The sequence below is a fragment of the Micromonospora sp. M71_S20 genome (assembly GCF_003664255.1).
Classification (GTDB): Bacteria; Actinomycetota; Actinomycetes; order Mycobacteriales; family Micromonosporaceae; genus Micromonospora.
This window is the reverse complement of the sequence record NZ_RCCV01000003.1, coordinates 763,753-789,738: the sequence shown is the minus strand read 5'-3', so window position 1 is coordinate 789,738 and position 25,986 is coordinate 763,753. Positions and strand designations below refer to the sequence as shown.

Sequence of the window (25,986 nt, the reverse complement as noted above, 5' to 3'; positions counted from 1 at the left end):
GTGCGCCGCCCGGGCACCGGTACGATCCGGCGGTGCGGACCGGTGAGGAAGCGCCGCGTGGGGCGCCGGCGTTGCCGACCGGTGCGGCGGGCACGAGCGTCGAGGCGCTCGCGGCCGGCGTACGGGCCTGGGTGGGCTCGGCGCCGCTGCGCGACCTCGTCGGGCACTTCGGCGGGAAGTGGCCGGACGGGGACGTGGCGGGGGTGCTGGCCGGCCTCGACGACTTCTCCGGCCGGCACTGGGACTTCCGGGGTGGCCGGGAGCGCCCGGACGCCCGGGAACCGGCCTTCGACCCGGCCACGGCGCGGCTGGTGCTCGCCACCGCCGCCGCGCTCGGCATGGTGCGTCCGGCGGCGCCGGCCCGCTCGCGGTACGCCCACCTGGTCGTGCTCGGCGGGTTGGCGCACGCCTGCCAGCGCCGGGTCGCGTACGCGGCGCACCTGCTGCGCGGCGGCACCCGCATCGGTGGCGAGGTGGCGGTGCTGGGCAGCTTCCGCCCACTGTCCGACGTGGAGTGCCGGGCCCTGGACGCGGCCGGCGTCGCGCCCTGCGACACGGAGGTGGCGGCGCTGGACGCGGCGGTGCGGCGGGAGTTCGCGGTGGCCGCCCCGGCCGAGGAGGACGGCCACGACGCCGACCACCCGCACCACTCCTGGTCCTCGCGCACGTACCGGCCCGTGGACGGCCCGCCGGTCCGGGTGCTCGCCGCCCCGTCCGGCGACCCCGCGCGGCGCCGCGCACACACCGCCGACACCCAGCGGTTCTGGGCCGAGCACGTCCGCCTGCGCGCGGGCGACCCGGTGCTGATGGTGACCGCGCCGATCTACGTGCCGTTCCAGCACTGCGACGCGCTGCGCACCCTCGCCGTGCCGTACGGCTGCGCGATCGAGACCGTCGGCGTCGACCCGGCCCTGCCCGACCTGGCCGGGCTGCCCGAACCGGCGCTCACCCCGGGTCGCTACCTCCAGGAGATCCGCTCGGCCATCCGGTCCGTGCGGGCCCTGCACACGGCGCTGGGCGACGGCCGGCCGGCGCACGGCCGGGGGCCGGCGCACGACGGATCGCCGCACGCCGGCCCGGTGGACCGCGGTCAGTTGACGTAGACGGGAGCGTTCCCCTTGCTGGCGTCCTGCACGGGCGAGTACGCCGCGGAGAAGTACGCCGTGCCGAAGCAGAGGCTCGGGCCGGAGAACTTCGTCAGCGTCTGGTTGGTGAAGGTGATCGAGTTGTTGGCGTTGGTCGCCGTGCCGGTCAGGCTGTTGGTGCTGGTCCGGTAGACGCAGGTGATCGCGCCGAGCAGCGAGTTCAGCACGACGGTGCTCTGGATCGGCGCCGTCGCCGTGCCGCTGATCCTGACCACGCCGGCGCTGGTGACCGAGGTGGCGTACGGCAGGTTCTGCACGGTCACGCTCTGCACGCCGGTGGTGCCGATCACGTTGGTGGTGCAGTTGGTGAAGGACTGCGCGGTCAGGCTCTCGGTGGCGGTGCCCGGGGCCGCCGGGTTGCTCAGCACCGTGGCGCTGAAGCTGGACGCGGCGCACTTCACGCCGGTGGTGCCGGTGGCGGAGGAGTAGAAGGTGGCGTTGGTGCCGGTCCTGAGGCTGGCCCGGATCACGTCGTTGACGGCGACGGCGGTGCCGCCCGGCGTCGGGTAGGTCAGCACGTTGTTGGCGAACGGTGCCGGGGTGGCGGAGCGCGGAGCGGCGGCTGATCCCGGGGCGGCGGCGAGGCCGGCCAGCAGCGCGAGGGTGGTGAGGCCCACGCCGATTCGTCCGTACCTGAGCATGGTGGGTCCTTTCCGGGGCGGGGGAGATCGACAGGCGCGGGCGGGGGTGCCCGCGTGGCGACCGGGGCCGTCGCGTCATGGACGGCGGTGGAGGGTGCCGGACGGCCGTCGGGGCCGGACGGCGGTGGCGGTGGTGGTGCGGCGACGTCAGCGGGCAGGCCGGCGTGGGGCGCCGCGGCGTAGCGGCGTCACCTGCGTCTTTCCGACCTTGGGAGGGCGCTCCTGTTCCGCGATAATGGCAGCCATCGAGCCCTCCTTCGATGAGTCGACGGGTGACCATCCGGAAGATCACCCATGGTGACGGGATCCCAACTGAGCGTGCAGAAAGTTATAAACCCCGGAGGGTCGCAAAGTCAATCGAATGGAGAGGTGGACGCGGTGACCACGCAGCGCCGCCCGCATCCGGCGCCGGCGCCCCTGCCGGGCGCGCGCCCCGGCCGCGACCCCGATCGCGCGATCAAGCGTGGTCCGCGCCGACTCTCCGCCGAGGCGGTGGCCGCGACCCAGCGCGACCGCCTCTTCGACGGGCTCGTGCGGGAGGTGGCTACGAAGGGCTACGACAACGCCCGGGTCACCGACATCTGCCACGCCGCCGGGGTGACCCGGCCCGCCTTCTACGCCCTCTTCAGCGGCAAGGAGGACGCCTTCCTCGCCGCGTACCGGCACGGCGTCGCCGTGCTGTCGCAGCTCATGGAGGACGCCTACCGGGAGGCCGGACCGGCGTGGTCGGACGCCGCCCGCGCCGCACTGCGCACCCTGCTGGAGGTGCTGGCGAGCGTACCTGCCTTCGCCCGGATGGCACTCGTCGAAGTGGACGCGGCGGGCCCGGACGCCCGCCGGGAGCGCGACGCCCTGCTCGGCAGCTTCCGCCGGTTCTTCGCCGACGCCGGCCCCGGCCCGACGGCGGACGTGGACCGCGACGCGCTGGTGTCCACCGTGGTCGGTGGGATCCACGCCACCGTCCGCAACCGGGTGGCCCAGGGCCGGGCGACGGAGCTGCCCCTGCTGCTGCCGGTGCTCACCTACGCGGCCACCGCGCCCTTCCTCGGCACCGACGGCGCGGCCCGGGCGACGCGACTGGCACGCCCGGCCGACGGCCCGGGCACGACCGCGCCGTGCGCGCCGACCGGCGAGGCCGCCCCGCTCCCCTGACGGCGTGGTCGGAAACCGCAGCGGTTTTTCACTTTGGCCGCATTTGGCAGATACCGCCTCAACCAGTCCCCACCTGCCGTTGACCTGCCATTTACTCGGCGGTAACTTCAGCCTGCGCAGACCCTCCAGCCGATTTCCCATTGTCGCTGACGAATCGATCTCGAAAGGGAGCCCGCCATGTCGGAGCAGATCGCACCGATCGAACCCGATCCGCCGCGCAGCGGCGTGCGCTGGCGCCGGTTCGCCGCCACGCTGGGCACCGTCGTGGCGGGTGCCGCCGGCATGGTCGTGCTGACCGCCCAGGGCGTGCTGGGCGCGCAGTTCGCCATCTCCGGCATGCCGTTCACCGTCACCGCCGACCGGCTCACGGGCACGGGCTTCGAGCAGTTCGCCACCATCGACAACATGATTCCGGACAGCCCCAACCAGGGCGACACCGGCGGGCAGGTCCTGGTGATGGTGTCGGCGATCGACAAGGCCGAGCTGACGAACCTCTGCCAGAGCATCAACCTGGGCGGCGTCTACCTGAAGATCACCGCGGGCGGCGGCGGAACACCGGTCACCGCCCGCACCCTGGTCGTCGACGGTGACGAGGTCGCCGGCAACGCCTCGTTCAAGAACATCAACGTCGGGCAGGACGCCAGCACCCTCGACCAGGTGCCCGGGGTGCGGGGCAACCCCGGTGTCTTCGCCCAGCAGTCGGACACGGTGATCATCACCAACCTGCGGCAGAACAACTACGCCACCACGGCGGCCGTGTTCAACCTGCCCGACCTGCGCATGGCGTTCACCTCCGACGGATGCTGACGTGACCGCCGGAGAACAGCACCGGGTGCCGGCCGCCCGCCGACCCGGCGGGCGCTGGCGCCGCTGGCGGCGGGGCCGCCCGTTCACCGCCGGGGTGCTGATCGCGCTCGGCGGCACGGAGATGCTCGTGACCCTGCGCGCGCCGCTCGGGGTGCTGCTGCACGTCGGGCCGCAGGGGCTGGCCGCGTACCTGGTGCCGGCCGTCCTGGTGCTCTGCGGGGTGCTGCTGGTCGCCACTCCGCAGCAGCGGGTCTTCTACGCCGTGCTCTCGCTGCTGCTCGGGCTGGTCTCCTGGTTGACCTCGAACCTGGGCGGCTTCCTGGTCGGGATGCTGCTGACCCTGGTCGGCGGGGCGCTCGCCTTCGCCTGGACGCCCGACAAGCGGCCCCCGCCGACCGATGCCACCGGGGCGCCCGGCGCGCCGGACCCGGCGGCCGAGGACGAGAGCGCGCTGCTGCCGCGCACGCGCACGGCCGAGGACGAGGACGGCAGCGCGCGGCTGCCGGGCGCGCGCACGCCGGACCCGACGCCCGCCGACCGGGGCTGAGTCAGCCGGCGGTGTCGCGTACCGCCTGGGCGAAGACCTCGGAGCGGTGCTCGAAGTTACGGAACCGCCCGTAGCTCGGCGCGGCCGGGGAGAGCAGCACCACCCCGTCGGCCGGGGTCAGCTCGCGGGCCAGCCGCACGGCGTCGACCAGGTCGTCGACCACCTCGGTGCGCACCTGCGGCAAACCGGCGAGCGCCTCGACGATCCGGGCGCCGCTGTCGGGGATGCCGAGCACGGTGAGCTCGCGCTCCGCGAGGTGCTCGCGCAGCGGCGCGTAGTCCAGGCCCCGGTCGGTGCCGCCGACGATCACCGTCAACGGTCGCCCCTCGTACGCGTCGATGGCGTGCATGGCCGCGTACGGGCTGGTGGCGAGGGTGTCGTCGACGAAGGTGAGACCGGACGGGTCGGCGATCTCGGTGAGCCGGTGGGCGAGTCCCTGGAACTCGGCGACCGCCACGGCCAGGGTGTCCCTGCGAGCCACCACGTCGACGCCGAGCGCGTCGAGCACGGCGAGGGCGACGCAGAGGTTGCCCTCGTTGTGCCGGCCGACCAGCGGCAGCACCGCGCGCGGGAACAGCGGCCGGTCGCCGAGGTGGAACCAGGGCGTGCCGTCCGCGCCGCCGGCCACGTGCGCGGTGTCCGGCAGGCCGGCGCGTACCGCCGCGCGGTCGCCCAGTTCGAGGGCGAGCCTCGGGTCGGCGCCGTTGACCACCACGGTCCGTGGCCCGTGCGCGAGCAGGTTGAGCTTGTCCCGGTAGTACTCGCGCTCGCCGCCGTGCGCGTCGAGGTGCTCGGGGAAGAGCGCCGTGACGACCGCGACCCGGGGCGAGTCGGTCAGGTCGCTGCACTGGTAGCTGGAGAGCTCCAGCACGTACAGCTCCGCCTCCGGCAGGTCCAGCGTCGGCACGCCGATGTTGCCGCCGAAGACGTTCGGCCGGTCCACGGCGGCGAGCAGGTGGCTGATCAGGCTGGAGGTGGTGCTCTTGCCCTTGCTGCCGGTGACGCCGACGGTGCGGGCGGCGTGGTCGGCCATCCACAGCGCCGTGCCCTGGGTCACGGTCACGCCGCGCCGGCGCAGCTCGACCAGCCACGGATGGGTCTGCGGCACGCCGGGCGAGCGGACCACCACGTCGGCGGCGGCCAGCCGGGCGAAGCCCTCCTCGCCGGTGACCAGCGGCGCCGCCTCGGCCAGCGGGCCCTCCCAGGGCAGGCTGAGGAAGTTGGCGCTGTCGTCGACGGCGACCAGGTCGGCCGGGCCGTGCGCGGCGATCGCGGTCACCGCGGCCCGGCCCTCCCGGCCGGCCCCCCAGACGGCGACGGTACGTCCGCGCAGGTCAGACAGGCGCACGGGCTCTCCTCAGGGGGTGTTGGCGGGCGGGGCAGGGGCGGGTCCGGCGCAGCCGGACACGGCCGGACGAACCAGGGCCTAGTATGGCGTGTGCCCAACGAGCAGCTCCGGCGGATGGACGCCTTCACCTTCCCGTCCTACTCGATCGACCTCTCCACCGGGGAGGTGTTGTTCGACTACGCCCTCACCGGCCCCGACGGCGAGCAGCGGTTCACCGAGGTGGTCACCCTCCCGCTGCCGGACGCGCCGCCGTCGGACGAGACCGTGGCGACCCTGGGCCGGGTGCTGGAACTGCTGCACGTGGTCGCCGGCGTCAGCTACTACAAGGCCGCCGCCCCGCCCCGCCTGGTGCTGCCGGCGCCGCTGGGCACGGCCGCCACCGAGCTGGTCACGGCCGTCTACACCAAGGGCCTCGCGGAGTACGCGTACCGCAACCAGCTGCCGCACGTGCTCGAGCTGCGCCCGGAGGTGCCGCCCGGCACGGTCTCCCCGGCCCGGGAGTACGACGACTCCGACCGGCGTCCGCTCTCCGCGGTGGGCGGCGGCAAGGACTCCATCGTCAGCCTGGAGGCCCTGCGCCGGGCGGGCTTCGACCCGGTGCCGTTCTCGGTCAACCCGAACCACGTGATCGTCGCGGTGAACGAGGCGTCCGGGCTGGCCCCGCTCGCCGCCCGGCGGCGCATCGACCCGGTGCTGTTCGAGCTGAACGCCGCCGGGGCGCTCAACGGCCACATCCCGGTCACCGCGATCAACTCGCTGATCGCCGTCGCCACGGCGGTGCTGCACGGGCTCGGCCCGGTGGTGATGTCCAACGAGCGCTCGGCGTCGGACCCGAACCTGGTCTGGAACGGCCACGAGATCAACCACCAGTGGTCCAAGGGCGTGGAGGCGGAGGGGCTGCTGCGGGCCGCGCTGGCCGCGCACGCCGGGCTGACCGAGCCGTACTTCTCGCTGCTGCGCTCGCTGTCGGAGCTGCACATCGCCCGGTCGTTCGCCGAGATCGACCGCTACGACGACGTCGTGACGAGCTGCAACGCCGCGTTCAAGCTGCGCGACGCCAGCGAGCGCTGGTGCCGTGACTGCCCGAAGTGCCGGTTCGTCTTCCTGGCCATGGCGCCGTTCATGTCGCGCGAGCGGATCACCCACATCTTCGGCGGCGACCTGCTCGCCGACCCCACGCAGATCCCCGGCTACCGGGAGCTGCTGGGCGTGGACGGGCACAAGCCGTTCGAGTGCGTCGGCGAGGTGGAGGAGTCCGTGGTGGCGTTGAGCCTGCTGGCCGAGCAGGACCAGTGGCGCGACGCCCCCGTCGTGCGCGCCCTCGTCGACGCCGTACCCGACACGGCCTGGTCGGCCGCCGCCGGCTCCGACGTCTTCACCCCGGGCGGCCCGAACCACGTCCCCCCGCCCTACGCGAAGGCCCTCGCCGCCCTCACCTGACCCACCCACCTCACCCCGTCCCCGTCCCCGTCCCCGTCCCACCCCGTCCCCGCCCCCCGCCCCGCGTCGATCATGAGGTTGGCGGCGCAGGTCGGGCGATTCCTCCCCGCCAACCTCATGATCGACAGCGGAGAGGGGCTGGCGGCGGGAGCTGGCGGAGAGGGGCTGGCGGCGGGAGCTGCGGGGGCTGGCGGGTCAGGGGGTGCGGATGGCGTCGAGGGCCAGCAGGGCCACGTGCAGGGAGAGGCAGGCCTCGACGGAGTCGAGGTCCACGTCCAGGACGCGGCGGATCCGGGCCAGCCGCTCGTAGAAGGCCGGTCGGGACAGGTGTGCCGCCCCGGCCGCCGCCGACTTGTTGCGGCCCTGCTCCAGGTACGCCCGTAGGGTGCCCAGCAGCTGCTCCCGCGGGTGCTGCGCGTCGTGGGTCAGCAGTGCGCCGAGTTCCCGCTCGACGAAGGTCTGCAACCGGGGCTCGTCGCGCAGCAGGTGCAGCAGCCCCGCCAGCCCGACGTGCGGCAGCCGGAAGACCGGCAGATCCCGCCGGTCCCGCCGGGCGGCATCGGCGACCTGCCGGGCCTCGATCAGCGACCGACGCGCCTCCCGCAGGCCGGGCACGCCGGAACCGGCCGCGATGAGCAGTCCGCCGCCTGCCGGCCGGGCCACGCCGTTCGCCCGGCCGTTGGACCGGGCCGCTCCGTCACCACGGACGGGGCCCGACCAGGCCGCTCCGTCACCACGGACGGCGCCGCCCAGGCGGACCTGGCCGTCGGGACGAGCGGAGCCGCCCAGGCGGGAATGACCGTCCGGGCGGACATGGCCGTCCGAGCGGGCGGGGGTGTCCGGGCGGGTGCGGTGCAGCGCGGTGGCGAACGCGGCCAGCGACCGCTCCTCGGCCGCCGGCTCCGGCAGGGCGAGCAGCACGCCGACGGCGTGGTCGTCGATGGCGCTGGACAGCCCGGTCAGCTTCGCCTCGTGCAACGCCTGCCCGACCGCCTCGGCGAGATCACGCAGCCGCGCCGGGCCGGCCTCCGGACCGCCCGGGTGCCCCTGGTCCGGGGCCGCGCCGCCCTCCCCCGCCGGGTCGTCGATCCGGTGCCGGACCACCACCCCGACCAGGTGCCGGCGCTCCAGCACCACGCCGAGCGCCCGGGCCCGCAGGGCGACCTCGTCCACCGGCAGCGAGTGGTCGAGCAGGGCGGTGAGCAGCGTCCGGTGGATCTGCCGCTCCAGGCCCTCGGCGTCGCGCCGGATCAGCCGGCCCAGGGCCAGCGTCGAGGCGGCCCGCTCGACGAGGATGGTCAACCGGGTGGGCGGGACCACGGGCGGCGCGGCGACGCCGACGGGCGCGCCGCCCTCCTCGGCGGGGTCGAACACGCGCCGGCCCGCCGCCAGGTCGCCCCCGCCGGGCCAGCGCAGCAGCAGCCGCCCCCAGTCCTGCCCCCGGGCGCCCACCGTGGTCACCAGCCACCCGTTGTCGCCGTCGTACGCGGTCCGCCCCGCCGGCCGGATCCGCCGCGAGTGCTGCTCCCAGCAGTCCAGCAGCAGCTCGGCGCTCTCCCCCGCCGGGTCGTACGCGAGCACCTGCCGGGAGAGGTTCTCCAGCACCACCGGGCAGCCGGAGAGGTCGGCGGCCTGCCGCACCACCTCGCCGGGGCCGGCGCCCTCCACCGACAGCTCCGTGAAGCGCTGGTGGATCTCCTCCGTGGCCCGCAGCTCGGTCAGCTGGGCGTCGACGATCAGCGCGTGCACGGCCTCGGTGATCCGGACGAACGGGGTGGCCCGCCGCAGCTCGACCAGGGGCAGCCCGCGCCGCTCGGCGGCGGCGGCCATCACCCGGGGCACCCCGCTGACGTACCGGCGGCCCAGCTCGACGACCAGGCCGGAGACGCCCACGTCCGCCAGGTCGCCGATGAAGGCGCGCAGACCGGCGTCGTCGGCGGGCAGCCCGATCCCGGTGGTGAGCACCAGCTCGCCACCGCCGAGCAGCGGGGCGATGTCGGGCACCTCGGTCACGTGCACCCAGCGCACCGGGCGGTCGAGACCGGCGTCCCCGGCGACCAGGCGCGGAGCACCGTGGCGGACCGGGTCCAGCGCGAGGACCTCACGGACGGTAGGGAACACGGGCGACACGCTACCGTCCGTGACATAGATTCCGCACGGACAGCCGCCCCGTCCCGGGTTCGTGCCGCCAAGTGCGTACAGCCGGTGCGACATCCGCTGCCGAGACCCGGCCGGAAGATGGGCGTTATCGCGGGAGCCGAACAGCCCGCCTGGGCCCCGCGGGGGTCAGTCGGTCGGCCGTCAGCTACGGGTCACGATGCCGGGTGCTCGACCTGTGCGCGCACCTGCGTAAACATCTTGCTCGGATTGTCGGCCGGCTTGAAGCCTCCGAAGTGAATCACGCCAATGACGTACGGGGAGGCCCACCCGCAGACTTCGACGCGGATGCCGGCGTTCTTGCTGGTGCCGCAGCGTGCTGTGCCGCCCAGCGGTCCCGGCGCGACCGGCTTCACGTCGACGACCGCCGTCAGCGCGCCGAATACGGCGTCGAGCGTCGTTTCCGGTGCGACACAGTGCCGGAGACCCCGCTGACAAGCACGAACCGGCTGTCGTCGGGTCGATGAACCCCGAGCTCCGCTGAATGCTTTTCCTTCCCCGCCGCGTAGGCGGTACCCACCGCGCTGGTCGGCTCACCCTGGAGAAGTCTTTTGAAGCCGCCGATGTTCTGCTTGGTCATGTCGTGCAGTCGTCGGTCGATCGATTCGTTCCAGCCGTCGAGCAGCGTCTCGGGCGCGTCGAGTCAAATCGAAACGGTATTGGGGCTGCTGCTGGGCGAGTGGCCGGCGGCAGGCCGTAACTCAGCGGTGTCCGTCGGCCGCGTGCATGCAGCCGCAAGCAGGACCGCCAGGACCAGTGCGTTGGCCTTCGCGGCGCGAGGGGCGCCACCCGTAGGCGTTGTCGTCATGCTCCACGCTTCCTCTCGAGGCCGGCGGCGCACGATATCGCGACGGGCCTGCGTCGCAGCAGGCTGGCCACCCTGCGATGCCGCCCGAGTGTGTCGGGTGAGCGAATGCCTACTTCAGCCAGGTCTTGGCCCAGTGGGGTGATCGCTACAGCATCCAGTCCGATCCTTACCAGATCCTTGTGATGTCACGTCAGTCCCGGGCCCGCGCCCAGTCGAGGAAGCGTTCCCTCAGGTCGAGAGGACGCTCGGGGTTGAGCTGGGTGAGCTGGGCGTGGGCCTCGGCCATCAGCCCGCCCAGGTGGAACAGCAGGCCGGTGCGGTCGCCCCGGTACTCCGTCAGCAGTCCGAGCCGACCTGGCGGACAGGGCCACTCCGCGCCGCAGTTGCGGCACCGCCAGAGCGGGCGCATCGTCAGGTGCGGAATTCTCCGGTACGCCATCAGCGCATCCGCAGGGCGATGGCGCGGGCCTCGTCGTGGCTCAACGGCAGCCACCACAGGAACCGGCGTACCACGTCGATCGGGTCGGGGCCGCCCGGGCGGCCGCGGAGATCGCGGATAGCGGTGGTGAGCAGGGCCGAGATCACCGGCAGCAGGTCCCGCGACGCGGGATCCGGCATCGCCCGCAGCTCGGGGCAGGGCCAGGGCTCCGTGCACCCCCGGCACCGCCAGTCAGGCGAACCGGCCACGTGCGCCGCCACGAGAGGCGTTCGCGTCGGCCCCTGGAAACACACACACCGACCTCCGTCGGCAGGGACGGGCCGCCCGGAAGCGGACGGCCGGGGCGGACCCGCCCGAGCCCTCCGGGCGCCGAGCGGGTCCGCCTGCGTGACAGTCTGGTGAGCGCGCGACTACCGTCGGAAGGCATTCGGCCCGGTCGTGGCCGCGCTTCGACAGCGGTACGCCGGGCCGGAATCCCGAGTGGAACTCAGGCGACCTGTGTGGAGGAGCTGTGGAGGAGCCGACCGCCGACCTGATTCGCACCCAGCTGCGGCGGATGCGGATGAGCGCCAACCTCAGCCAGGAGGAGTTCGGCCGGATGGTGCACTATTCGGCGTCGATGGTGTCCGCCGTGGAGACGGGCACCCGCCCGCTCGACCGGGCGTTCCTGGCCCGCGCGGACGAGGTGCTCCGCTCCGGTGACCTGCTCGTGGCGCTGCTGCGGATCGCCGAACGGGACCGGGAGCCGTCGTGGTTCCGGCCGTGGCTGGAGGCCGAACGCGCCGCCAGGCAGCTCCGATACTTCAATCCAGCTCTGGTCCCCGGCCTGTTCCAGACGGAGAACTACGCCCGCGCCGTGCTGCGCTTCAACGACACATTCTCCGAGGCCGAGGTCGAGCGGAAGCTGACCGCCCGGCTGGCCCGGCAGGAGATCCTTATCAGGGAGGACCCGCCGCAGATCGTGGTGGTCGTGGACGAGTCGGTGCTGAGCCGGACGGCCGAGGGACTGAGCGGGATCATGGTGGACCAGGTCGGCCGGCTGATCGAGGTGGCCGACCTGCCGCACGTCCACATCCACCTCGTTCCGAGGAGCACCGGGCTGCACATCGGGTCGTCGGGCCCGTTCGCCCTGGCCCGCTCCGCCGACGGCGGCTGGGTCGGGCACCTGGAACATCAGCTCGGCGGGGCCGTGGTCGACGACGAGGACGGGGTGGCTGCCCTGCTGGCCCGGTGGGAGAATGTCCGCACCGAGGCCCTGCCCCGCCGGCAGTCCATCGACCTGATGAAGGAAGTGCAGGCGCACCATGAACCTCAGTGACGCCGTGTGGCGCACGTCCACCCGCAGCGGGTCGAGTGGCGGCGAATGCGTCGAGGTCGCCGACAACCTGCCCGGCGTCGTCGCCGTCCGCGACAGCAAGGACCCGGCGGGGGCGACACTCACCTTCACTCCGGCCGCCTGGACGGCGTTCCTCTGCCTCGCCAAGCGCGCCTGACCGACACGGCCCGAGGGTGCCTCCCACCGAGCGTTCCTCGATGCAGCAGACCTGGATCTTGGAGCACACCCTGTCGTGGGTCACCCACTGATGGCGCACTGTTCGCGGCTACGAGCGCTATCCCGAACGCACGCCGCGATGCCGCAGTGGGCCAGGTCGTCGTCCTGACCCGACGGTTGGTCCGCTTCCCACCGCACCGGCCGCCTCCGAACCGTCGCCAGCCCCGCCTGACTCGAACGACGACCCGCTCCGCGTCCGGAGGCAAATCAGTGACGAGATACGGTCGGGATCATGACCCTCATCTTCCCCGACCTCGGCCTACACCTGGGCGTCCTGGACGCCCTGCTGGACGACGCGATCGCTGCCGACGACCTCAAGGCGCTCATCGAGTCGACCGGCCCCGATGGACCGGAGGACGGCTACCCAGGTCCAGGCCCGCGCCTGGAGGCGTCGCTGAAGCTGTTACATGCCGTCACGGTGCCGCCGGCCGAGGCCGCAGCGATCACTGACTTGCAGTTCGACGGTGGTAGCGACATCTACATGCTGATCGAACAGACCCTGGACATCGACACCGGCGGCGAGTCCGACGACTACAACGTGACGTCGCTGGAGGGCATTCACGCACTGTCCGGCCTGCGGTCCCTGGACCTGGACGGCCACGGCTATCGCCCAGGCCCGTTGGACCTGACCCCGCTGACCGGCCACCCGGCCCTGTCGGAACTGGTACTGACCGGCAAGTGCACGGGATCGGCGGCGCTGGAGTCGCTGCCCGCGCTACGGACCCTGGACGTCTCGCTGGCGCACCTCGACGACCTCGATGTCCTGACCCGCCTGGAGGCCCTCGGAACGACGGTCCAGCGTTGACCGCGTAACCGCACAGCCGTTGCCCCACAGAGGCCGGGAGTCCTGGGCTTGATCTGGCCCGCCCGCGTGAAGCCGTTGAATCCAGCGCGATCGGGTCAGGGCGCAAACACAGTCAGCCCAGTGCCTTGCGCAGCAGCGCCGTCAACTGGTCCTGCTCGTCGGGTGAGAGTCGTCCGACCGCCGTGCGGGCGAAGGTGAAGGCCGTCGCGAACCGGTGGTTGATCTCGTCCCCCCGGGGGGTCCTCGCGACGAGCCGTGCGCGGCGGTCCCGGGGGTTCGGTTCGCGGGTCACGAGGCCGAGCGCTTCGAGACGCACGACGATCTGGGTGATGTTGGAGGCATCGCAGCCGAGTTCCTCGGCCAGGGCGCCCATGCCCCGTCGCTCATCGAGTCGCCCGAGCACACATGCCTGCGCCGGGCTGAGCGACAGCTCGGCTGCCGCCGCCTCGTAGGCGCGGTCGTACACGTCGACCAGGTCGAACAGGGCTGCCTCGGCCTCGGACGAGGGAGTCACGGGTCCATTCGGCAGCGCCATGTCCCCCAGCCTAGACGGGTTAGTTGATTCACTCAAATACCTGTGGTCCAATATCCTTGATGCACTCAAGTAAATGAGGGGGGACCATGGGGAGCAGAGCCGAGCGCACAGCGAGCGACGCGATCGTGGCGCCGCAGATGACCGCGGTCGCCCTTGACCGGTTCGGCGGAGTCGACAAACTCTCGTCGCGCCGGATACCGCTCCCGCAGGTCGGCGACGACGACGTCCTCATCCGGGTGGAGTACGCAGGCGTCGGGTCCTGGGACGCGGGCGAGCGGGAGGGGAACTACGACGGCGTCTTCGGCGTCGCCTCGACCTTCCCCTACATCCTCGGCTGGGACGCGGCCGGCACGGTGGCCGCGGTCGGGCGCAACGTCACCCGGTTCGACGTGGGCGAGCGGGTCTACGCCGCGACGATGCCGGTGCCGCGTGGCGGCTCCTACGCCGAGTACGCCGTCGTCGAGGCGGAGTTCGTGGCTCGCGTGCCCGACCGGCTGCCGACCGGACAGGCCGGCGCGATGGCGTGGGACGCCCTGACCGCGCTGAGCGGTCTCGACCTGCTCGGCCTGCGGCCGGACGAGACGCTCATGGTCTTCGGGGCCAGTGGGGGTATCGGGCACATGGCCGTGCAGCTGGCGCGGCACAGCGGCATCCGGGTCTTGGCCGTGGCCTCTGGTGACGACGGTGTCGCCCTGGCCCGGCGACTGGGCGCCGACGACGCCGTCGACGGTCGCAGGGACGACGTGCTGGCTGCGGCGTTCGAGTTCGCGCCAGGCGGGCTCGATGCGGCTCTGGTCACCGTGGGAGGCGAGATTGCCGAACGATCTCTGCGAGCGGTCAAGAAGTCGGGACGGATCGCCTGGCCGAACGGCGTCCTACCCGCGCCGGTGACGTCGCCGGGCGCGACGGTGTCCCACTACGACGGGGACCGAAGCCGCGCCGCCACCGATCGGCTGAACGCGATCATCGAGGCGAGTTCCTTCGAGGTCCACGTCGCCCGGACCTTCCCGTTGGCGCGAGTCGGGGATGCGCATCGCGCCCTGAATGATCACTATGTCGGGAAGCTGGCCCTCAAGGTCGGATAGGACGCGACAGACGGCCCGAGGCTCCCTGAGCGACGCGGCCCGAGGGCCCTTCGCCGAAGGGCCCTCGCGCCGCGCGACGCTCACATGCCGGGCGGCGTTCAGTCGACGCCGAACTCCATCGCGGCGCGGTCGAGTGCCTCGTCGTCGGCGGAGGAGACGCCCCGGGAGGCGATCGCTTCCGCGCCGCCCTGCGGCATCGCACCGATCAGCCCGGTCGAGGCGGCCTGCGCGGCGCCGACCATCCGCTGCGGGGCCGCGCCGCCGACCATGCCGAGCGTCGCGTACTGCTCCAGCTTCGCCCGCGAGTCGGCGATGTCCAGGTTGCGCATGGTGAGCTGGCCGATCCGGTCCGACGGGCCGAACGCGGAGTCCTCGGTACGCTCCATCGACAGCTTGTCGGGGTGGTAGCTGAACGCCGGGCCGGTGGTGTCCAGGATCGAGTAGTCCTCGCCCCGGCGCAGCCGCAACGTCACCTCGCCGGTGACCGCCGTGCCCACCCAGCGCTGCAACGACTCGCGCAGCATCAGCGCCTGCGGGTCCAGCCAGCGCCCCTCGTACATCAGGCGGCCGAGGCGGCGGCCCTCGCTGTGGTAGTTCGCCAGGGTGTCCTCGTTGTGGATGGCGTTGACCAGCCGTTCGTACGCGGCGTGCAGCAGCGCCATGCCGGGCGCCTCGTAGATGCCCCGGCTCTTGGCCTCGATGATCCGGTTCTCGATCTGGTCCGACATGCCCAGGCCGTGCCGGCCGCCGATGGCGTTGGCCTCCAGCACCAGGTCGACGGGGCTGCCGAACTCCTTGCCGTTGATCGTCACCGGGCGGCCCTGGTCGAAGCCGATCGTGACGTCCTCGGTCAGGATCTCCACCGACGGGTCCCAGAACCGGACTCCCATGATCGGGTTGACCGTCTCGATGCCGGTGTCGAGGTGCTCGAGGGTCTTCGCCTCGTGCGTGGCGCCCCAGATGTTGGCGTCGGTGGAGTACGCCTTCTCGGTGCTGTCCCGGTACGGCAGGCCGCGTTCGAGCAGCCACTCCGACATCTCCTTGCGCCCACCGAGTTCGGTGACGAAGTCGGTGTCGAGCCACGGCTTGTAGATGCGCAGCTGCGGGTTGGCCAGCAGGCCGTACCGGTAGAACCGCTCGATGTCGTTGCCCTTGAAGGTCGAGCCGTCGCCCCAGATCTGGACGTCGTCGGAGATCATCGCCCGGACCAGCAGGGTCCCGGTCACGGCCCGGCCCAGCGGGGTGGTGTTGAAGTACGCCCGCCCGCCCGAGCGGATGTGGAAGGCCCCGCAGGTCAACGCCGCCAGGCCCTCCTCGACCAGGGCGGCGCGGCAGTCGACCAGCCGGGCGACCTCGGCGCCGTAGCTGAGCGCGCGACCGGGCACCGAGGCGATGTCCGGCTCGTCGTACTGGCCGATGTCGGCCGTGTAGGCGCAGGGGACGGCGCCCTTGTCGCGCATCCACGCGACCGCGACCGAGGTGTCGAGGCCGCCGGAGAAGGCGATGCCGACACGTTCGCCGATGGGCAGGGAGGTGAGAACCTTGGACACGGGGAAGATTATGCACCTGACCGCATGGCCATGCAAATGGAACCCGCCGTCGCCACCTTCCCGGGCAGCACACCTAGGCCGGGTCGTCGCGGCCCAGCTCCCAGCAGGCCACGGCGGTGGCGGCGGCGACGTTGAGCGAGTCGACGCCGCGGCGCATCGGGATCACCACGCGGACGTCGCTGGCGTCCATCGCCGCCCGGGTCAGGCCGGCGCCCTCGGCCCCCATGAGCAGCGCCGCGCGGGCCCGCTGCACCGCGTCGAGCCGCTGGATCGGCACCGCGTCCGGCGCCGGGGTCAGCGCCAGCACGGTGAAGCCGGCCGCGCGGACCTCGCCGAGCGCGTCCGGCCAGGGCTCCAGCTTCGCGTACGGGATCGCGAAGACCTCGCCCATGCTGACCCGGACGCTGCGCCGGTAGAGCGGGTCGGCGCAGGTCGGCGAGAGCAGCACGGCGTCCACGCCGAGCGCGGCCACCGCCCGGAAGATGGCCCCCAGGTTCGTGTGGTTGTTCACGTCCTCGAGGATCACCACCCGGCGCGCGGCGGCCAGCACCTCGGCGGCGGCCGGCAGCGGCTTGCGCCGGAACGACGCCAGCACGCCCCGGTGCACGTGGAACCCCGTGGCCCGTTGCAGCACGTCCTGGGTGGCGGCGTAGACGGGGGCGTCGCCGGTGTCCAGGTCGGCGAGCTGGTCGACCCGTCTGGCGTCCACCAGGTACGACCGGGCCGGGTAGCCGGCGCGCAGCGCCCGGCGCAGCACCAGCTCGCCCTCGGCGATGAACAGGCCGTGCGGCGGTTCCCAGCGGGTACGCAGCTCGACGTCGGTCAGCGCGCGGTAGTCGGCGATCCGGTCGTCGTCGGGGTCGGTGATCGGGTGGATGGGCACCCGCCCGATTCTGCCGGACGCGCCGCAGCCGCCCCGGGTCGCCCGACGGCGGAGCGACCCGGGGCGTTTTGTCCGGGTAGGACGGGGAATGGCGGGCCGGAGCGGCGGACCGACGGAAGGACAGTCAGGTGAACGCACGTCCCATGGGCACGCCGGGGCCGGCCCGCACCGACCACCCGGACGGATGGCGCGTCGACCTGGGCCCCCTGCCCCGCGACGCCACCGTGGCCGACCACATCGTGCACCGGTTGGCCGGCTGGGGCGTCCGCCGCTACTTCGGCTATCCCGGCGACGGCATCAACGGCCTGACCTCGGCGCTGCAACGCACCGGGGAACGGGCGCAGTTCGTCCAGGTCCGGCACGAGGAGACCGCCGGCTTCGCGGCCTCGGCGCACGTCAAGTACGGCGGCGGCCCGCTCGGCTGCGCGCTGGTGACCAGCGGCCCCGGCGCGATCCACCTGCTCAACGGCCTGTACGACGCCAAACTGGACCACCAGCCGGTGGTCGCCCTGGTCGGCCACACCGCGCTCACCGCCGAGGGCGGCGGCTACTACCAGGAGGTGGACCTGCTCGCCCTCTACAAGGACGTCGCGGCCGCCTTCCTGGCCCAGCTCGACCACCCCAGCCAGGTCCGCCACCTGGTCGACCGGGCCTGCCGCACGGCGCTGGCCCGGCGTACGGTCACCGCGCTGGTGCTGCCGTCCGACATCCAGGACGCGCCGGCCGTGCCGGAGCCACCGCACGCGCACGGCTTCTACCGCACCAGCGACGTGCCCAGCAGCGGCCCGACGGTGCCGCCGGAGGCGGACCTGCGCCGGGCCGCCGAGGTGCTGGGCGGCGGCGAGCGGGTCGCCATGCTGGTGGGGCAGGGCGCGCTCGGCGCGGTGGACGAGGTCCGCGCGGTCGCCGACCGGCTCGGCGCGGGGGTGGCGGCGGCGCTGCTCGGGTTCGCCGCGGTGGACCACCGGGAGCCGTGGGTGACCGGCGCGATCGGCCTGCTCGGCACCCGACCCAGCTGGCAGCTGATGAACGAGTGCGACCGGCTGCTGATCGTGGGCAGCAACATGCCGTACTCGGAGTTCTACCCGCCGCAGGGGCAGGCCCGGGCGGTACAGATCGACCGGGACGGCACGCAGTTGGGGCTGCGGTACCCGACCGAGGTGAACCTGACCGGGGACGCCGCCCCCACCCTGCGGGCCCTGCTGCGCGAGCTCGGCCCCGGCCCGGGACCGACCCGCTGGCGGGCGACGATCGGGAAGGCCACCACCGCCTGGCGCCGCACGCAGCGGGAACTGGCCGGGCAGGCCGCAGACCCGGTCAACCCGCAGCTGCTCTTCGCCACCCTCAGCGACCGGCTCCCCGACGACGTGATGATCTCGGTCGACTGCGGCACCACGACCGCCTGGTACGCCCGGCACCTCCAGGTCCGCCCCGGGATGCTGGCCAGCCTCTCCGGCACCCTGCTCTCGATGGGCGGCGCGATGCCGTACGCGCTGGCCGCCAAGTTCGCCCACCCGGACCGCCCGCTGGTGGCCCTGATCGGCGACGGCGCGATGCAGATGAACGGGGTCAACGAGCTGATCACGGTGGCCAAGTACTGGCGGAGCTGGTCGGACCCCCGCTTCGTGGTGCTCGTGCTCAACAACCGGGACCTGGCCTTCGTCAGCTGGGAGCAGCGCTCCAGCGAGGGGACGCCGATGTTCCCGGACAGCCAGCAGCTGCCCGACATCGGCTACCACCGGTGGGCGGAGGTGCTGGGCCTGCACGGCGAGCTGGTCGACGCGCCGGAGCAGGTGCCGGGCGTCTGGGAGCGGGCGCTGAGCGCGGACCGGCCCGTGGTCGTCAACGCGCTGGTCGACCCGGCCGAGCTGATGCTGCCGCCGCACTTCACCGCCGAGCAGGCCCGCAACACCGCCGCCGCCGTGCTGCGCGGCGACACCGACTGGGCGGGCATCATCCGGCGGGGCCTGCCCACGGCGGTCGCCACCCTCCGGCCGGGGCGCGGCCGGGGCTGAGCCACGCCCGCCGGGGCTCAGTCCGCACGGCGGTAGCGCAACAGCACCGACCTGCCGTCGAACGTCCGCGACTCGACCAGGTGCAGGTTGAGCCGCCCCGGGACCGAGAAGACCGGCTTGCCACCGCCGAGCACCACCGGGTGGACGAAGATCTGGTACTCGTCGACCAGGCCGAGGTCGGTCAGCGCGCCGGCGGCGCCGGCCCCGCCGTTGAGCAGCAGATCGCCGCCCGGCTGCTCCTTGAGCGCGGTGACCTCCTTGCCGAGGTCGCCGCCGCCGACCACCCGCGCGCCGTGCTCGGCGGCGGTGAGGGTTCGCGAGACCACCACCTTCGGCGTACGCCGCCAGATGGGCGCGAACGCGAGGTCGTGCGGGTGATCGGAGATCGACTCGGCCTGCGGCCAGTAGGCGGCCATGAACTCCCAGACCCGGCGACCGTAGAGGAACGCGCCGGCCCGGTCGCACTGCGCCAGCGAGTACGCGGACAGCTCCGGGCCCATCTCCGGCCAGTCGAACTCGCCGTTCGGTCCCTCGATGAACCCGTCGAGCGACTGGTGCACCCCGTAGATGATTTTCCGCATGCCGCTGCTCCTCCTGGCCTCGGTCGCCCCTCGCGGGCGTTCTTGCCAGGTGGTCGGAGCGGCGTCGCCGGATCCGACAGCCCGGGACGACTTCTTTCCGGGCGGTCCCATGGGCGGGGCAGCTCGACAGCGCGCGGTCAGCCGCGGCGCTCCAGCCAGCGGCGCAGGTCGGACAGGCGCTGGTCGTCCGAGGGCGACGGCCGCCGCTGCTCGGACGGGCGGCGCTGTTCGACCGGCGGGCGCTCCACCGGGCGGCGCGGGTCGCCGACCAGCTCGCGGCTCGGCGCGGCGAAGGCCTTCTCCGGCTCGCCGGCGACGGCGGTGCCGATGACCCGGGCGACCGCGTCGATCACCCTCGCCTGCACCGCCGCGCCCACCGAGTCGGTCGGGTCGTCCGGGTTGGCGGCGATCCCGGCGACCGCCACCTGCGGGGTGAAGCCGACGAAGGTCTCGGTGGCGTTCTTCTCCGAGCTACCGGTCTTGCCGGCCACCGGCCGGCCGTCGAGGATCCGGTTCACCGAGGTGGCCGTGCCCCCGTTGCACTGCGCGAACGCGGACTGCTGGCCGACCGGACAGCGGGCCGCGTCGGTGGCGGCCCGGGCCACGTCGGCGTCGAGCACCCGGCGGCAGGACGGGTCGCCGACCGGCACCCGCTGGCCGTCGGCGGCGGTCACCGAGACCACCGGCAGCGGCGCGCAGTACGTGCCCTCGGCGGCCACCGTGGCGTACGCGTTGGCCAGGTCGAGCGGGGTGGTGGCGGTCACGCCCAGGGTGAACGAGCCCCAGTCGGCGGCGTCGTTCTCGGCGAAGGTGGCGTCGGCGTCGGCCCGGAAGGTGATGCCGAGGCGCTTGGCCATCTCGACCACCTTCTCCTGCCCGACCTGTTCGGCCAGCCAGACGAAGTAGGTGTTCACCGAGCGGCCGAAGCCGTCCCACATCATCCGGTAGCCGTCCATCCACTCCGGGTTGGCGTTGGCCGGGCACCACCGGCCGTCACAGCTGCCCTCGCCCTCGGCGGCGTACCGGGTGGGCAGCCGGCTGGGCGCGTCGAAGCCGGTGGCGAGCGGCTTGCCGGCCTCCAGCGCGGCGAGCATGGTGAAGAGCTTGAACGTCGAGCCGGCCTGGTAGCCGTCCACGCTGTCGCCGCCGGAGATCAGCGGGTTGACGGTGTTGGGGCGGTTGGCCTGCCCGTCCGGGTTGGCGTCGAGGCTGTAGTGCCGGTTGACCGCCATCGCCAGCACCCGGCCGGTGCCCGGTTCGACGGCGGCGATCGGCAGGGCGCGCTTGTTGTCGTAGGAGTAGACGCCGGTGGCCTGCTTCTGCGCGGTGGCCTGGATCTGCGGGTCGAGCGAGGTCACCACCGTGTAGCCGCCGCGGCGCAGCGCCTGCTCGCGCTCCTCGACGCTGGCCCCGAACTCGGGCTGCGCGAGCCACCACTGCCGCAGGTAATCGCAGAAGAAGCCCCAGTCGTCGTGCCCCTGGGCGACGGCGGTGCAGCCGTTGGGCTGGGCGGTGGGGCGCAGCGTCAGCTTCTCGGTCCTGGCCCGCGCGGCCTCCTCGGCGCCGATCGCGCCGGTGGAGACCATCGAGTCCAGCACGTAGCCGCGGCGCTCCAGGGCGGCGTCCGCGTCACCGTCGATCGGGCTGTACGCCTCCGGCGACTGCACCAGGCCGGCGAGCAGGGCCGCCTCGCCGAGGGTCAGCTCCGCCGGGGACTTGGCGAAGTAGCGCTGACTGGCCGCCGCGATGCCGTACGCCCCGGAGCCGAAGTACGCGATGTTCAGGTACCGGTTGAGGATCTCGTCCTTGCTCAGGCGCTGCTCCAGCGCCGTGGCGTACCGGATCTCCTGGATCTTGCGCCCGACGGTCTGCTCGGTGGCCGCGGCGCGCTCCTCGGCGGTGCGGCCGGGGTCGGTCTTGAGCACGTTGCGGACGTACTGCATGGTCAGCGTGGAGCCGCCCTGCTGGCCGCCGCCGGAGACGTTCGACACCACGGCCCGCAGCAGCCCGCGCAGGTCGGCGCCGCCGTGGTCGTAGAAGCGCCGGTCCTCGGCCGCCACGATCGCCTGCCGCATCACCGGGGCGATCTCGTCGAGCGGCACGTCGGTGCGGTTGACGTCGTAGAACGTGGTGATCAGCGTCTTGCCGTCGTTGGCGTAGAGGTAGGAGCGTTGCGGCGTGACCGGGGTTCGCAGCGCCTCGGGCAGCGCGGCGTACGACCCGACCGCGGCCTTGGCGGCGAACCCGAGCAGCAGGTTTCCCGGTAGCGCGGCGACCGCCAGGACGAGGCCGGCGAGCACGCCGGCGAGCAGCACGGTGAACAGCCGCGACAGCGGCGGGCGGGGTGGGGCCATGGTGCCCAGGATTGCCACGTAACGGGCCAACCGACCACCCCCGCAGCCCGGTTGTCAGCAATTTCACCGCCCGTGACCAGCGACTTCCCATCCCACCCGCCCCTCGGCCACCGCCCGCCCCGTGCGCCCGGTCCGGCGGCGCGCGCCGGTTCCGGTGGCCGTCGGAGGCGGTGCGGCGGGTCAGGTGGGCAGTGGGCCGTTCGGGCCGGGAGCGGCCGGCGCGGCGGCGAGGCTCGCGCTGGCGGCGTCGCGGGCGATGTCCCGGGGCACCAGGCGGCCGGAGCGGTAGCCGATGCCGATGCCGGAGATCAGCACGAAGATCGCGCCGAAGGTCTGCAACGAGCCGATCAGCGCGCCGCCCACGCCCAGCAGCGGGGCGGCGATCATCAGCATGGCGCCGTCGCCGATGCTGAACGTGCCGGACCGGGCGACCGCCCAGCCGGTCAGCAGCCAGCCCAGGCTGTAGCAGGTGGCACCCACCAGCACGAGCGTCCGGGCGGTGGTGCCGAAGACCGGGGTCTGCTCCGCCAGCCCCGCGAAGGGAAGCATGAGCACCGTGCCCGCGATGGAGACGAGCAGACCGGCGACGGCCGCCCGACGGCTGCGGGCCGCCGCCAGCAGCCCGGTCAGCGCCAGCAGGGCGAGCAGCCCGAGCCACACCGCCGCCACCCAGCCCACCAGGTAGAGGGGCCGGCCGTCGGCCGGGTACGGGTCGTTGCCCACCCCGCCGTCGCTGCCCATCGCCACGACGGCGTAGAGGATGGCGTACGCGGGGAGCAGCCACACCGCGCCCCGGGCGAGCCGGCGCAGCGACCAGGCCCAGGTGGCGTTCGTGGCCGGCCCGATCGGCGTCGGCTCGACGAAGGGCAGCACCCCGAACCCCCCGCCGGTACGCCGGCTGCCGAGCGGCCCGGCGGGATCGTGCGCGCCGGGCACCGGGGCCGAGGACCGTACCCGCTTCGCCGGATCCTTCATGCGTCACCTCGCTCGTCCGACGAGCGGTGCGGGACGCGCCGGGGCGCCCCGATGCCTGCTCACCGCCCGTCCTAGGACCGATGGTGGCAGGCGACGGAGCGCCCCATGAGTGGTTCTCGCATTTCCGGGCGGTCGCGCCCGGAGCCGGTCAGCCCCGTTGGCGCTGGTCGGCCGGGTCGTTCAGCAGGCTCGCCGGGGAGACCGGCTCCGGTGCCGGCAGCCCCTGCGGCCTGCCGCCGGTGGCCTGCGCCTCGGCGACGCGTACCTCGTCGTGGATCTGCTGCGCGGCGGCCGCCGCGGCCTGCGCGGCCTCGGCCGCCTCGCGCTCCACCTCGCTCGCGCCGCCGGCCGCCTCCGGCGTCGGCTCGTCGCCGACCATCCGGCTCAGCCCGCCGAGCGCGCCACCCATGCCCTCCAGGGCCTTGGTCAGCTCGGCCGGCACGATCCAGACCTTGTTCGCGGTGCCGTTGGCGATCTGCGGCAGGGCCTGGAGGTACTGGTAGGCGAGCACCTTCTGGCTCGGGTTCGCCTGGTGGATCGCGTCGAACACCGTCTTGATCGCCTTCGCCTGACCCTCGGCCTGGAGGATCCGGGCCTGCCGGTCACCGTCGGCGCGCAGCACCGCGGACTGCTTCTCACCCTCGGCCGTGAGGATCTGCGACTGCTTGTGCCCCTCGGCGTTCAGGATCGCCGCCCGGCGGTCCCGCTCGGCGCGCATCTGCTTCTCCATCGAGTCGCGGATGCTCGCCGGCGGCTCGATCGCCTTGAGCTCCACCCGGGTGACCTTGATGCCCCAGCGGCCGGTCGTCTCGTCCAGCACGCCCGACAGATGACGGTTGATCTGGTCGCGGCTGGTCAGCGCCCGCTCCAGGTCCAGCGACCCGATCACGTTACGCAGCGTGGTGACGGTGAGCTGCTCGATGGCCTGGAGGAAGTTCGAGATCTCGTAGGTGGCCCGGACCGAGTCGACGACCTTGAAGTAGAGGACCGTGTCGATCGAGACGACCAGGTTGTCGGAGGTGATCACCGGCTGCGGCGGGAAGCTGACCACCTGCTCACGCATGTCGACCTTGGTACGCACCGCGTCGACGAACGGGACCAGGATGTTCAGCCCCGGGTTGAGCGTGCGCTTGTACTTGCCGAGCCGCTCGACCACGTCCTGACGCTGCTGCGGCACGATCCGCACCGCCTTGGCCAGGGTGATCACCCCGATCAGCGCGATGGCGATCAGTAGGACCGGGATCACAAGTTCCATGTACTCACCTTTTCGCTTCGGGTAGCTCGCCGGAAGGGGAAACGTCGTCCCGCCACACCAGGGCGGTGGCGCCCCGCACCTGGATCACCTGAACCCGGTCGCCAGGGGCGAAGTGCTGACTCGCGTCGTAGGAGCGGGCCTGCCAGAGCTCGCCGTCGATCTTCACCATGCCCTGCCCGGCGTCGACCTGCTCCAGCACCAGCGCCGTGCTGCCCTCGATCGCCTCCACGCCGAAGGGCTGCTCGCCGCTCTCGAGCGCGGAGCGGCGGTGCCTGCGCAGGGTGGGCCGCACGCCCAGCACCGTCAGCGCCGACACCCCGGCGAAGACGATCGCCTGCACCTCGACCGGGGCGCCGAGCGCCGCCGCTCCCGCGGCGGCCAGGGCCCCGACCGCGAACATGATCAGAAACAGCGTCGTCGTGAAGATCTCAGCGACCGCCAGAACGACACCCAACACGATCCACAGCACGGCGTCCACCATCCGATCGTGACACGTCAAAGCACGTGGAGCCCACTCTCGAAGATCAGTAAGCTCGGCGGCACGCCGGCGGCCCACCCCGACGGCACCGGAATCCCCCGAGGAGAGCCCGTGTCCCTGTTGCCCGAGACCACCCGCCAGGTCGATGCCCTCGTCGCCGGGGCACAGTCCGCCGGCCGTACGCCGTCGCTGCTGATCGGCGTGGTGCGGGACGGCGCGCTGACCCACCTCGCCACCGCCGGCGAGCACCCGCGCCCCGACGCCGACCTCCAGTACCGCCTCGGGTCGATCAGCAAGACCATGACCGCCACCCTGGTCATGCAGGAGCGCGACGCCGGCCGGCTGGCCCTGGACGACCCGCTGGAGAAGCACCTGCCCGGCACCGGTGTGGGCACGCGCACGCTGCGGCAGCTGCTCGGCCACGCCAGCGGCCTGCGCCGCGAGCCGGACGGACAGTGGTGGGAGCGCGCCGAGGTGGGGGACCTGACCACCCTGCTGGCCGGGGTGAGCGCCGAGAAGATCGCCTATCCCCCGCACCGCTCGTACCACTACTCCAACCTGGCGTACGGGCTGCTCGGCGGCGTGCTGGAACGGATCACGGGCACCCCCTGGGCCGAGCTGCTGCGCCAGCGCGTGCTGGAGCCGCTCGGCATGCGCCGCACCACGTACACGGCCACCGAGCCGTTCGCCCGCGGCTACGTGGTGCACCCGTGGCACGACACGCTGCGGGAGGAGCCGCGTACCGACACCGGGGCGATGGCCCCGGCCGGGCAGCTCTGGTCCACCGCCGAGGACCTGGCCCGGTGGGCGGCCTTCCTGGCCGACCCGGCGCCGGAGGTGCTGGCGGCGGACACGCTGACCGAGATGTGCGTCCCGGTGTCGATCAGCGACGTCGACTCGTGGACCGGCGGGCACGGCCTCGGGCTGGAGCTCTACCGGCAGGGCGAGCGGGTGTACGTCGGGCACGGCGGCTCGATGCCCGGCTACGTGGCCGCCCTGGCGGTGCACCGCCCGTCGCGCACCGGCGTGATCGGCTTCGCCAACTCGTACGGCTTCCGCACCGGCGGGATCGGCGGGCTCGCGCTACGGATCCTCACCACCGTCCTGGACGCCGAGCCGGCGTTCGCGCAGCCCTGGCGGCCGGCCGCCGCTCCCCCGCCCGCCGAGGTCGACGAGGTGACCGGTCGTTGGTGGTGGATGGGGGCGTCGCTCGACGTCGTCTGGGACGCGGCCGCGGGTGAGCTGGTCGCGTACGTGCGCGGCGAGCGGGTGAGCGTGTTCGTCCCGGCGGGGCCGGACCGCTGGCGGGGCCGCTCCGGCCCGGAGAACGGCGAGATCCTGTCGGTGCTGCGCGACGGGTCGGGGCGGGCGGTGGCGCTCGACATCGCCACCTTCGTCTTCACCCGCACCCCCGACCAGGAGCCCTGACCGCCC

General features: G+C 73.2%; 25 protein-coding genes and 1 pseudogene. 11 read left to right on the top strand and 15 right to left on the bottom strand.

Annotated features, from left to right (window positions below):
- Window positions 1–32 precede the first annotated feature (32 nt).
- A complete protein-coding gene (locus tag DER29_RS28820) occupies window positions 33–1,103 on the top strand; it encodes a hypothetical protein (protein WP_233600200.1) in 1,071 nt (356 codons plus the stop codon).
- Here the strand turns inward: DER29_RS28820 and DER29_RS28815 are convergent.
- Window positions 1,091–1,786: a Tat pathway signal sequence domain protein gene (locus tag DER29_RS28815; protein WP_121400774.1), complete on the bottom strand. Its 696-nt coding sequence runs from the start codon at window positions 1,784–1,786 to the stop codon at window positions 1,091–1,093. The two genes, DER29_RS28820 and DER29_RS28815, sit on opposite strands and share 13 nt — an antisense overlap.
- 378 nt (window positions 1,787–2,164) lie before the next feature.
- On the opposite strand from DER29_RS28815, the gene DER29_RS28810 reads away from it, so the two are divergent.
- The 3 genes from DER29_RS28810 to DER29_RS28800 all read left to right on the top strand — a co-directional run bounded on the left by DER29_RS28810 (window position 2,165) and on the right by DER29_RS28800 (window position 4,292).
- Complete coding sequence (locus tag DER29_RS28810) at window positions 2,165–2,938, top strand: TetR/AcrR family transcriptional regulator (protein WP_233600199.1); 774 nt, start codon at window positions 2,165–2,167, stop codon at window positions 2,936–2,938.
- 177 nt (window positions 2,939–3,115) lie between these two features.
- Window positions 3,116–3,745 carry a DUF6230 family protein gene (locus DER29_RS28805; RefSeq protein WP_121400772.1) on the top strand — a complete coding sequence of 210 codons (630 nt, stop codon included), beginning with the start codon at window positions 3,116–3,118 and terminating at the stop codon, window positions 3,743–3,745.
- Window position 3,746: 1 nt separating this feature from the next.
- A complete protein-coding gene (locus tag DER29_RS28800; RefSeq protein WP_233600198.1) occupies window positions 3,747–4,292 on the top strand; it encodes a DUF6114 domain-containing protein in 546 nt (181 codons plus the stop codon).
- A gap of 1 nt (window position 4,293) precedes the next feature.
- Here the strand turns inward: DER29_RS28800 and murD are convergent, their stop codons facing one another.
- On the bottom strand, window positions 4,294–5,640 hold the full coding sequence (gene murD / locus DER29_RS28795; protein ID WP_121400771.1) for a UDP-N-acetylmuramoyl-L-alanine--D-glutamate ligase: 1,347 nt from the start codon (window positions 5,638–5,640) through the stop codon (window positions 4,294–4,296).
- Between the two features lie 90 nt (window positions 5,641–5,730).
- On the opposite strand from murD, the gene DER29_RS28790 reads away from it, so the two are divergent.
- A complete protein-coding gene (locus DER29_RS28790) occupies window positions 5,731–7,080 on the top strand; it encodes a hypothetical protein (RefSeq protein WP_121400770.1) in 1,350 nt (449 codons plus the stop codon).
- A gap of 195 nt (window positions 7,081–7,275) precedes the next feature.
- Here DER29_RS28790 and DER29_RS28785 read toward each other — a convergent pair whose 3' ends face one another.
- From DER29_RS28785 to DER29_RS28775, 5 genes are all read right to left on the bottom strand, one after another.
- The gene (locus DER29_RS28785; protein WP_370040736.1) at window positions 7,276–9,294 is read right to left on the bottom strand and encodes a PucR family transcriptional regulator; all 2,019 of its coding nucleotides are present in this window, start codon (window positions 9,292–9,294) and stop codon (window positions 7,276–7,278) included.
- A 98-nt stretch (window positions 9,295–9,392) separates the two neighbouring features.
- On the bottom strand, window positions 9,393–9,593 hold the full coding sequence (locus DER29_RS33970; protein ID WP_148710113.1) for a hypothetical protein: 201 nt from the start codon (window positions 9,591–9,593) through the stop codon (window positions 9,393–9,395).
- A gap of 14 nt (window positions 9,594–9,607) precedes the next feature.
- Window positions 9,608–9,817, bottom strand: coding sequence for a hypothetical protein (locus DER29_RS33965; RefSeq protein ID WP_148710112.1), 210 nt, complete (start codon window positions 9,815–9,817; stop codon window positions 9,608–9,610).
- Window positions 9,818–10,235: 418 nt separating this feature from the next.
- Entirely contained in the window at window positions 10,236–10,484 is a 249-nt protein-coding gene (locus DER29_RS28780; RefSeq protein ID WP_121400768.1) for a flavin reductase, read from the bottom strand.
- Window positions 10,484–10,663, bottom strand: a complete 180-nt coding sequence (locus DER29_RS28775; protein WP_121400767.1) for a hypothetical protein — start codon at window positions 10,661–10,663, stop codon at window positions 10,484–10,486. Before DER29_RS28775 ends, DER29_RS28780 begins: the two co-directional genes overlap by 1 nt.
- 332 nt (window positions 10,664–10,995) lie before the next feature.
- On the opposite strand from DER29_RS28775, the gene DER29_RS28770 reads away from it, so the two are divergent.
- The 3 genes from DER29_RS28770 to DER29_RS28760 all read left to right on the top strand — a co-directional run bounded on the left by DER29_RS28770 (window position 10,996) and on the right by DER29_RS28760 (window position 12,841).
- Window positions 10,996–11,802: a helix-turn-helix transcriptional regulator gene (locus tag DER29_RS28770; protein WP_370040734.1), complete on the top strand. Its 807-nt coding sequence runs from the start codon at window positions 10,996–10,998 to the stop codon at window positions 11,800–11,802.
- Window positions 11,789–11,977, top strand: coding sequence for a DUF397 domain-containing protein (locus DER29_RS28765; protein WP_121400766.1), 189 nt, complete (start codon window positions 11,789–11,791; stop codon window positions 11,975–11,977). Before DER29_RS28770 ends, DER29_RS28765 begins: the two co-directional genes overlap by 14 nt.
- Window positions 11,978–12,268: 291 nt before the next feature.
- Window positions 12,269–12,841, top strand: a complete 573-nt coding sequence (locus DER29_RS28760; RefSeq protein ID WP_121400765.1) for a hypothetical protein — start codon at window positions 12,269–12,271, stop codon at window positions 12,839–12,841.
- Window positions 12,842–12,953: 112 nt separating this feature from the next.
- Here the strand turns inward: DER29_RS28760 and DER29_RS28755 are convergent, their stop codons facing one another.
- A complete protein-coding gene (locus DER29_RS28755) occupies window positions 12,954–13,355 on the bottom strand; it encodes a MarR family winged helix-turn-helix transcriptional regulator (RefSeq protein WP_233600197.1) in 402 nt (133 codons plus the stop codon).
- 107 nt (window positions 13,356–13,462) lie between these two features.
- On the opposite strand from DER29_RS28755, the gene DER29_RS28750 reads away from it, so the two are divergent.
- The gene (locus tag DER29_RS28750) at window positions 13,463–14,461 is read left to right on the top strand and encodes an NADP-dependent oxidoreductase (RefSeq protein ID WP_121400763.1); all 999 of its coding nucleotides are present in this window, start codon (window positions 13,463–13,465) and stop codon (window positions 14,459–14,461) included.
- Between the two features lie 98 nt (window positions 14,462–14,559).
- Here DER29_RS28750 and argG read toward each other — a convergent pair whose 3' ends face one another.
- Entirely contained in the window at window positions 14,560–16,011 is a 1,452-nt protein-coding gene (gene argG / locus DER29_RS28745; protein WP_121400762.1) for an argininosuccinate synthase, read from the bottom strand.
- A 73-nt stretch (window positions 16,012–16,084) separates the two neighbouring features.
- Window positions 16,085–16,922: pseudogene (locus DER29_RS28740) on the bottom strand (TrmH family RNA methyltransferase).
- A gap of 115 nt (window positions 16,923–17,037) precedes the next feature.
- Between DER29_RS28740 and DER29_RS28735 the strand changes: the two are divergent.
- The gene (locus DER29_RS28735; protein ID WP_121400760.1) at window positions 17,038–18,909 is read left to right on the top strand and encodes a thiamine pyrophosphate-requiring protein; all 1,872 of its coding nucleotides are present in this window, start codon (window positions 17,038–17,040) and stop codon (window positions 18,907–18,909) included.
- Window positions 18,910–18,926: 17 nt separating this feature from the next.
- Here the strand turns inward: DER29_RS28735 and DER29_RS28730 are convergent, their stop codons facing one another.
- The 5 genes from DER29_RS28730 to DER29_RS28710 form a co-directional block, all read right to left on the bottom strand.
- Complete coding sequence (locus tag DER29_RS28730) at window positions 18,927–19,490, bottom strand: dihydrofolate reductase family protein (RefSeq protein WP_121400759.1); 564 nt, start codon at window positions 19,488–19,490, stop codon at window positions 18,927–18,929.
- Between the two features lie 137 nt (window positions 19,491–19,627).
- The gene (locus DER29_RS28725) at window positions 19,628–21,844 is read right to left on the bottom strand and encodes a transglycosylase domain-containing protein (RefSeq protein WP_121400758.1); all 2,217 of its coding nucleotides are present in this window, start codon (window positions 21,842–21,844) and stop codon (window positions 19,628–19,630) included.
- Between the two features lie 180 nt (window positions 21,845–22,024).
- Window positions 22,025–22,819 carry a hypothetical protein gene (locus DER29_RS28720; RefSeq protein ID WP_121400757.1) on the bottom strand — a complete coding sequence of 265 codons (795 nt, stop codon included), beginning with the start codon at window positions 22,817–22,819 and terminating at the stop codon, window positions 22,025–22,027.
- 148 nt (window positions 22,820–22,967) lie between these two features.
- Window positions 22,968–24,074 carry an SPFH domain-containing protein gene (locus DER29_RS28715; RefSeq protein ID WP_121400756.1) on the bottom strand — a complete coding sequence of 369 codons (1,107 nt, stop codon included), beginning with the start codon at window positions 24,072–24,074 and terminating at the stop codon, window positions 22,968–22,970.
- Window positions 24,075–24,078: 4 nt separating this feature from the next.
- Window positions 24,079–24,552, bottom strand: a complete 474-nt coding sequence (locus DER29_RS28710; RefSeq protein WP_088999430.1) for an NfeD family protein — start codon at window positions 24,550–24,552, stop codon at window positions 24,079–24,081.
- Window positions 24,553–24,663: 111 nt separating this feature from the next.
- On the opposite strand from DER29_RS28710, the gene DER29_RS28705 reads away from it, so the two are divergent.
- On the top strand, window positions 24,664–25,980 hold the full coding sequence (locus tag DER29_RS28705; protein WP_121400755.1) for a serine hydrolase: 1,317 nt from the start codon (window positions 24,664–24,666) through the stop codon (window positions 25,978–25,980).
- Window positions 25,981–25,986: the final 6 nt, after the last annotated feature.

Coding starts and splice junctions, on each gene's coding strand:
- DER29_RS28815 (WP_121400774.1), bottom strand. CDS start 1,786: ATGCTCAGGTACGGACGAATCGGCGTGGGCCTCACCACCCTCGCGCTG.
- DER29_RS28805 (WP_121400772.1), top strand. CDS start 3,116: ATGTCGGAGCAGATCGCACCGATCGAACCCGATCCGCCGCGCAGCGGC.
- DER29_RS28785 (WP_370040736.1), bottom strand. CDS start 9,294: ATGTCGCACCGGCTGTACGCACTTGGCGGCACGAACCCGGGACGGGGC.
- DER29_RS33965 (WP_148710112.1), bottom strand. CDS start 9,817: ATGACCAAGCAGAACATCGGCGGCTTCAAAAGACTTCTCCAGGGTGAG.
- DER29_RS28780 (WP_121400768.1), bottom strand. CDS start 10,484: ATGGCGTACCGGAGAATTCCGCACCTGACGATGCGCCCGCTCTGGCGG.
- DER29_RS28775 (WP_121400767.1), bottom strand. CDS start 10,663: ATGCCGGATCCCGCGTCGCGGGACCTGCTGCCGGTGATCTCGGCCCTG.
- DER29_RS28765 (WP_121400766.1), top strand. CDS start 11,789: ATGAACCTCAGTGACGCCGTGTGGCGCACGTCCACCCGCAGCGGGTCG.
- DER29_RS28760 (WP_121400765.1), top strand. CDS start 12,269: ATGACCCTCATCTTCCCCGACCTCGGCCTACACCTGGGCGTCCTGGAC.
- DER29_RS28750 (WP_121400763.1), top strand. CDS start 13,463: ATGGGGAGCAGAGCCGAGCGCACAGCGAGCGACGCGATCGTGGCGCCG.
- DER29_RS28735 (WP_121400760.1), top strand. CDS start 17,038: ATGGGCACGCCGGGGCCGGCCCGCACCGACCACCCGGACGGATGGCGC.
- DER29_RS28730 (WP_121400759.1), bottom strand. CDS start 19,490: ATGCGGAAAATCATCTACGGGGTGCACCAGTCGCTCGACGGGTTCATC.
- DER29_RS28725 (WP_121400758.1), bottom strand. CDS start 21,844: ATGGCCCCACCCCGCCCGCCGCTGTCGCGGCTGTTCACCGTGCTGCTC.
- DER29_RS28720 (WP_121400757.1), bottom strand. CDS start 22,819: ATGAAGGATCCGGCGAAGCGGGTACGGTCCTCGGCCCCGGTGCCCGGC.
- DER29_RS28715 (WP_121400756.1), bottom strand. CDS start 24,074: ATGGAACTTGTGATCCCGGTCCTACTGATCGCCATCGCGCTGATCGGG.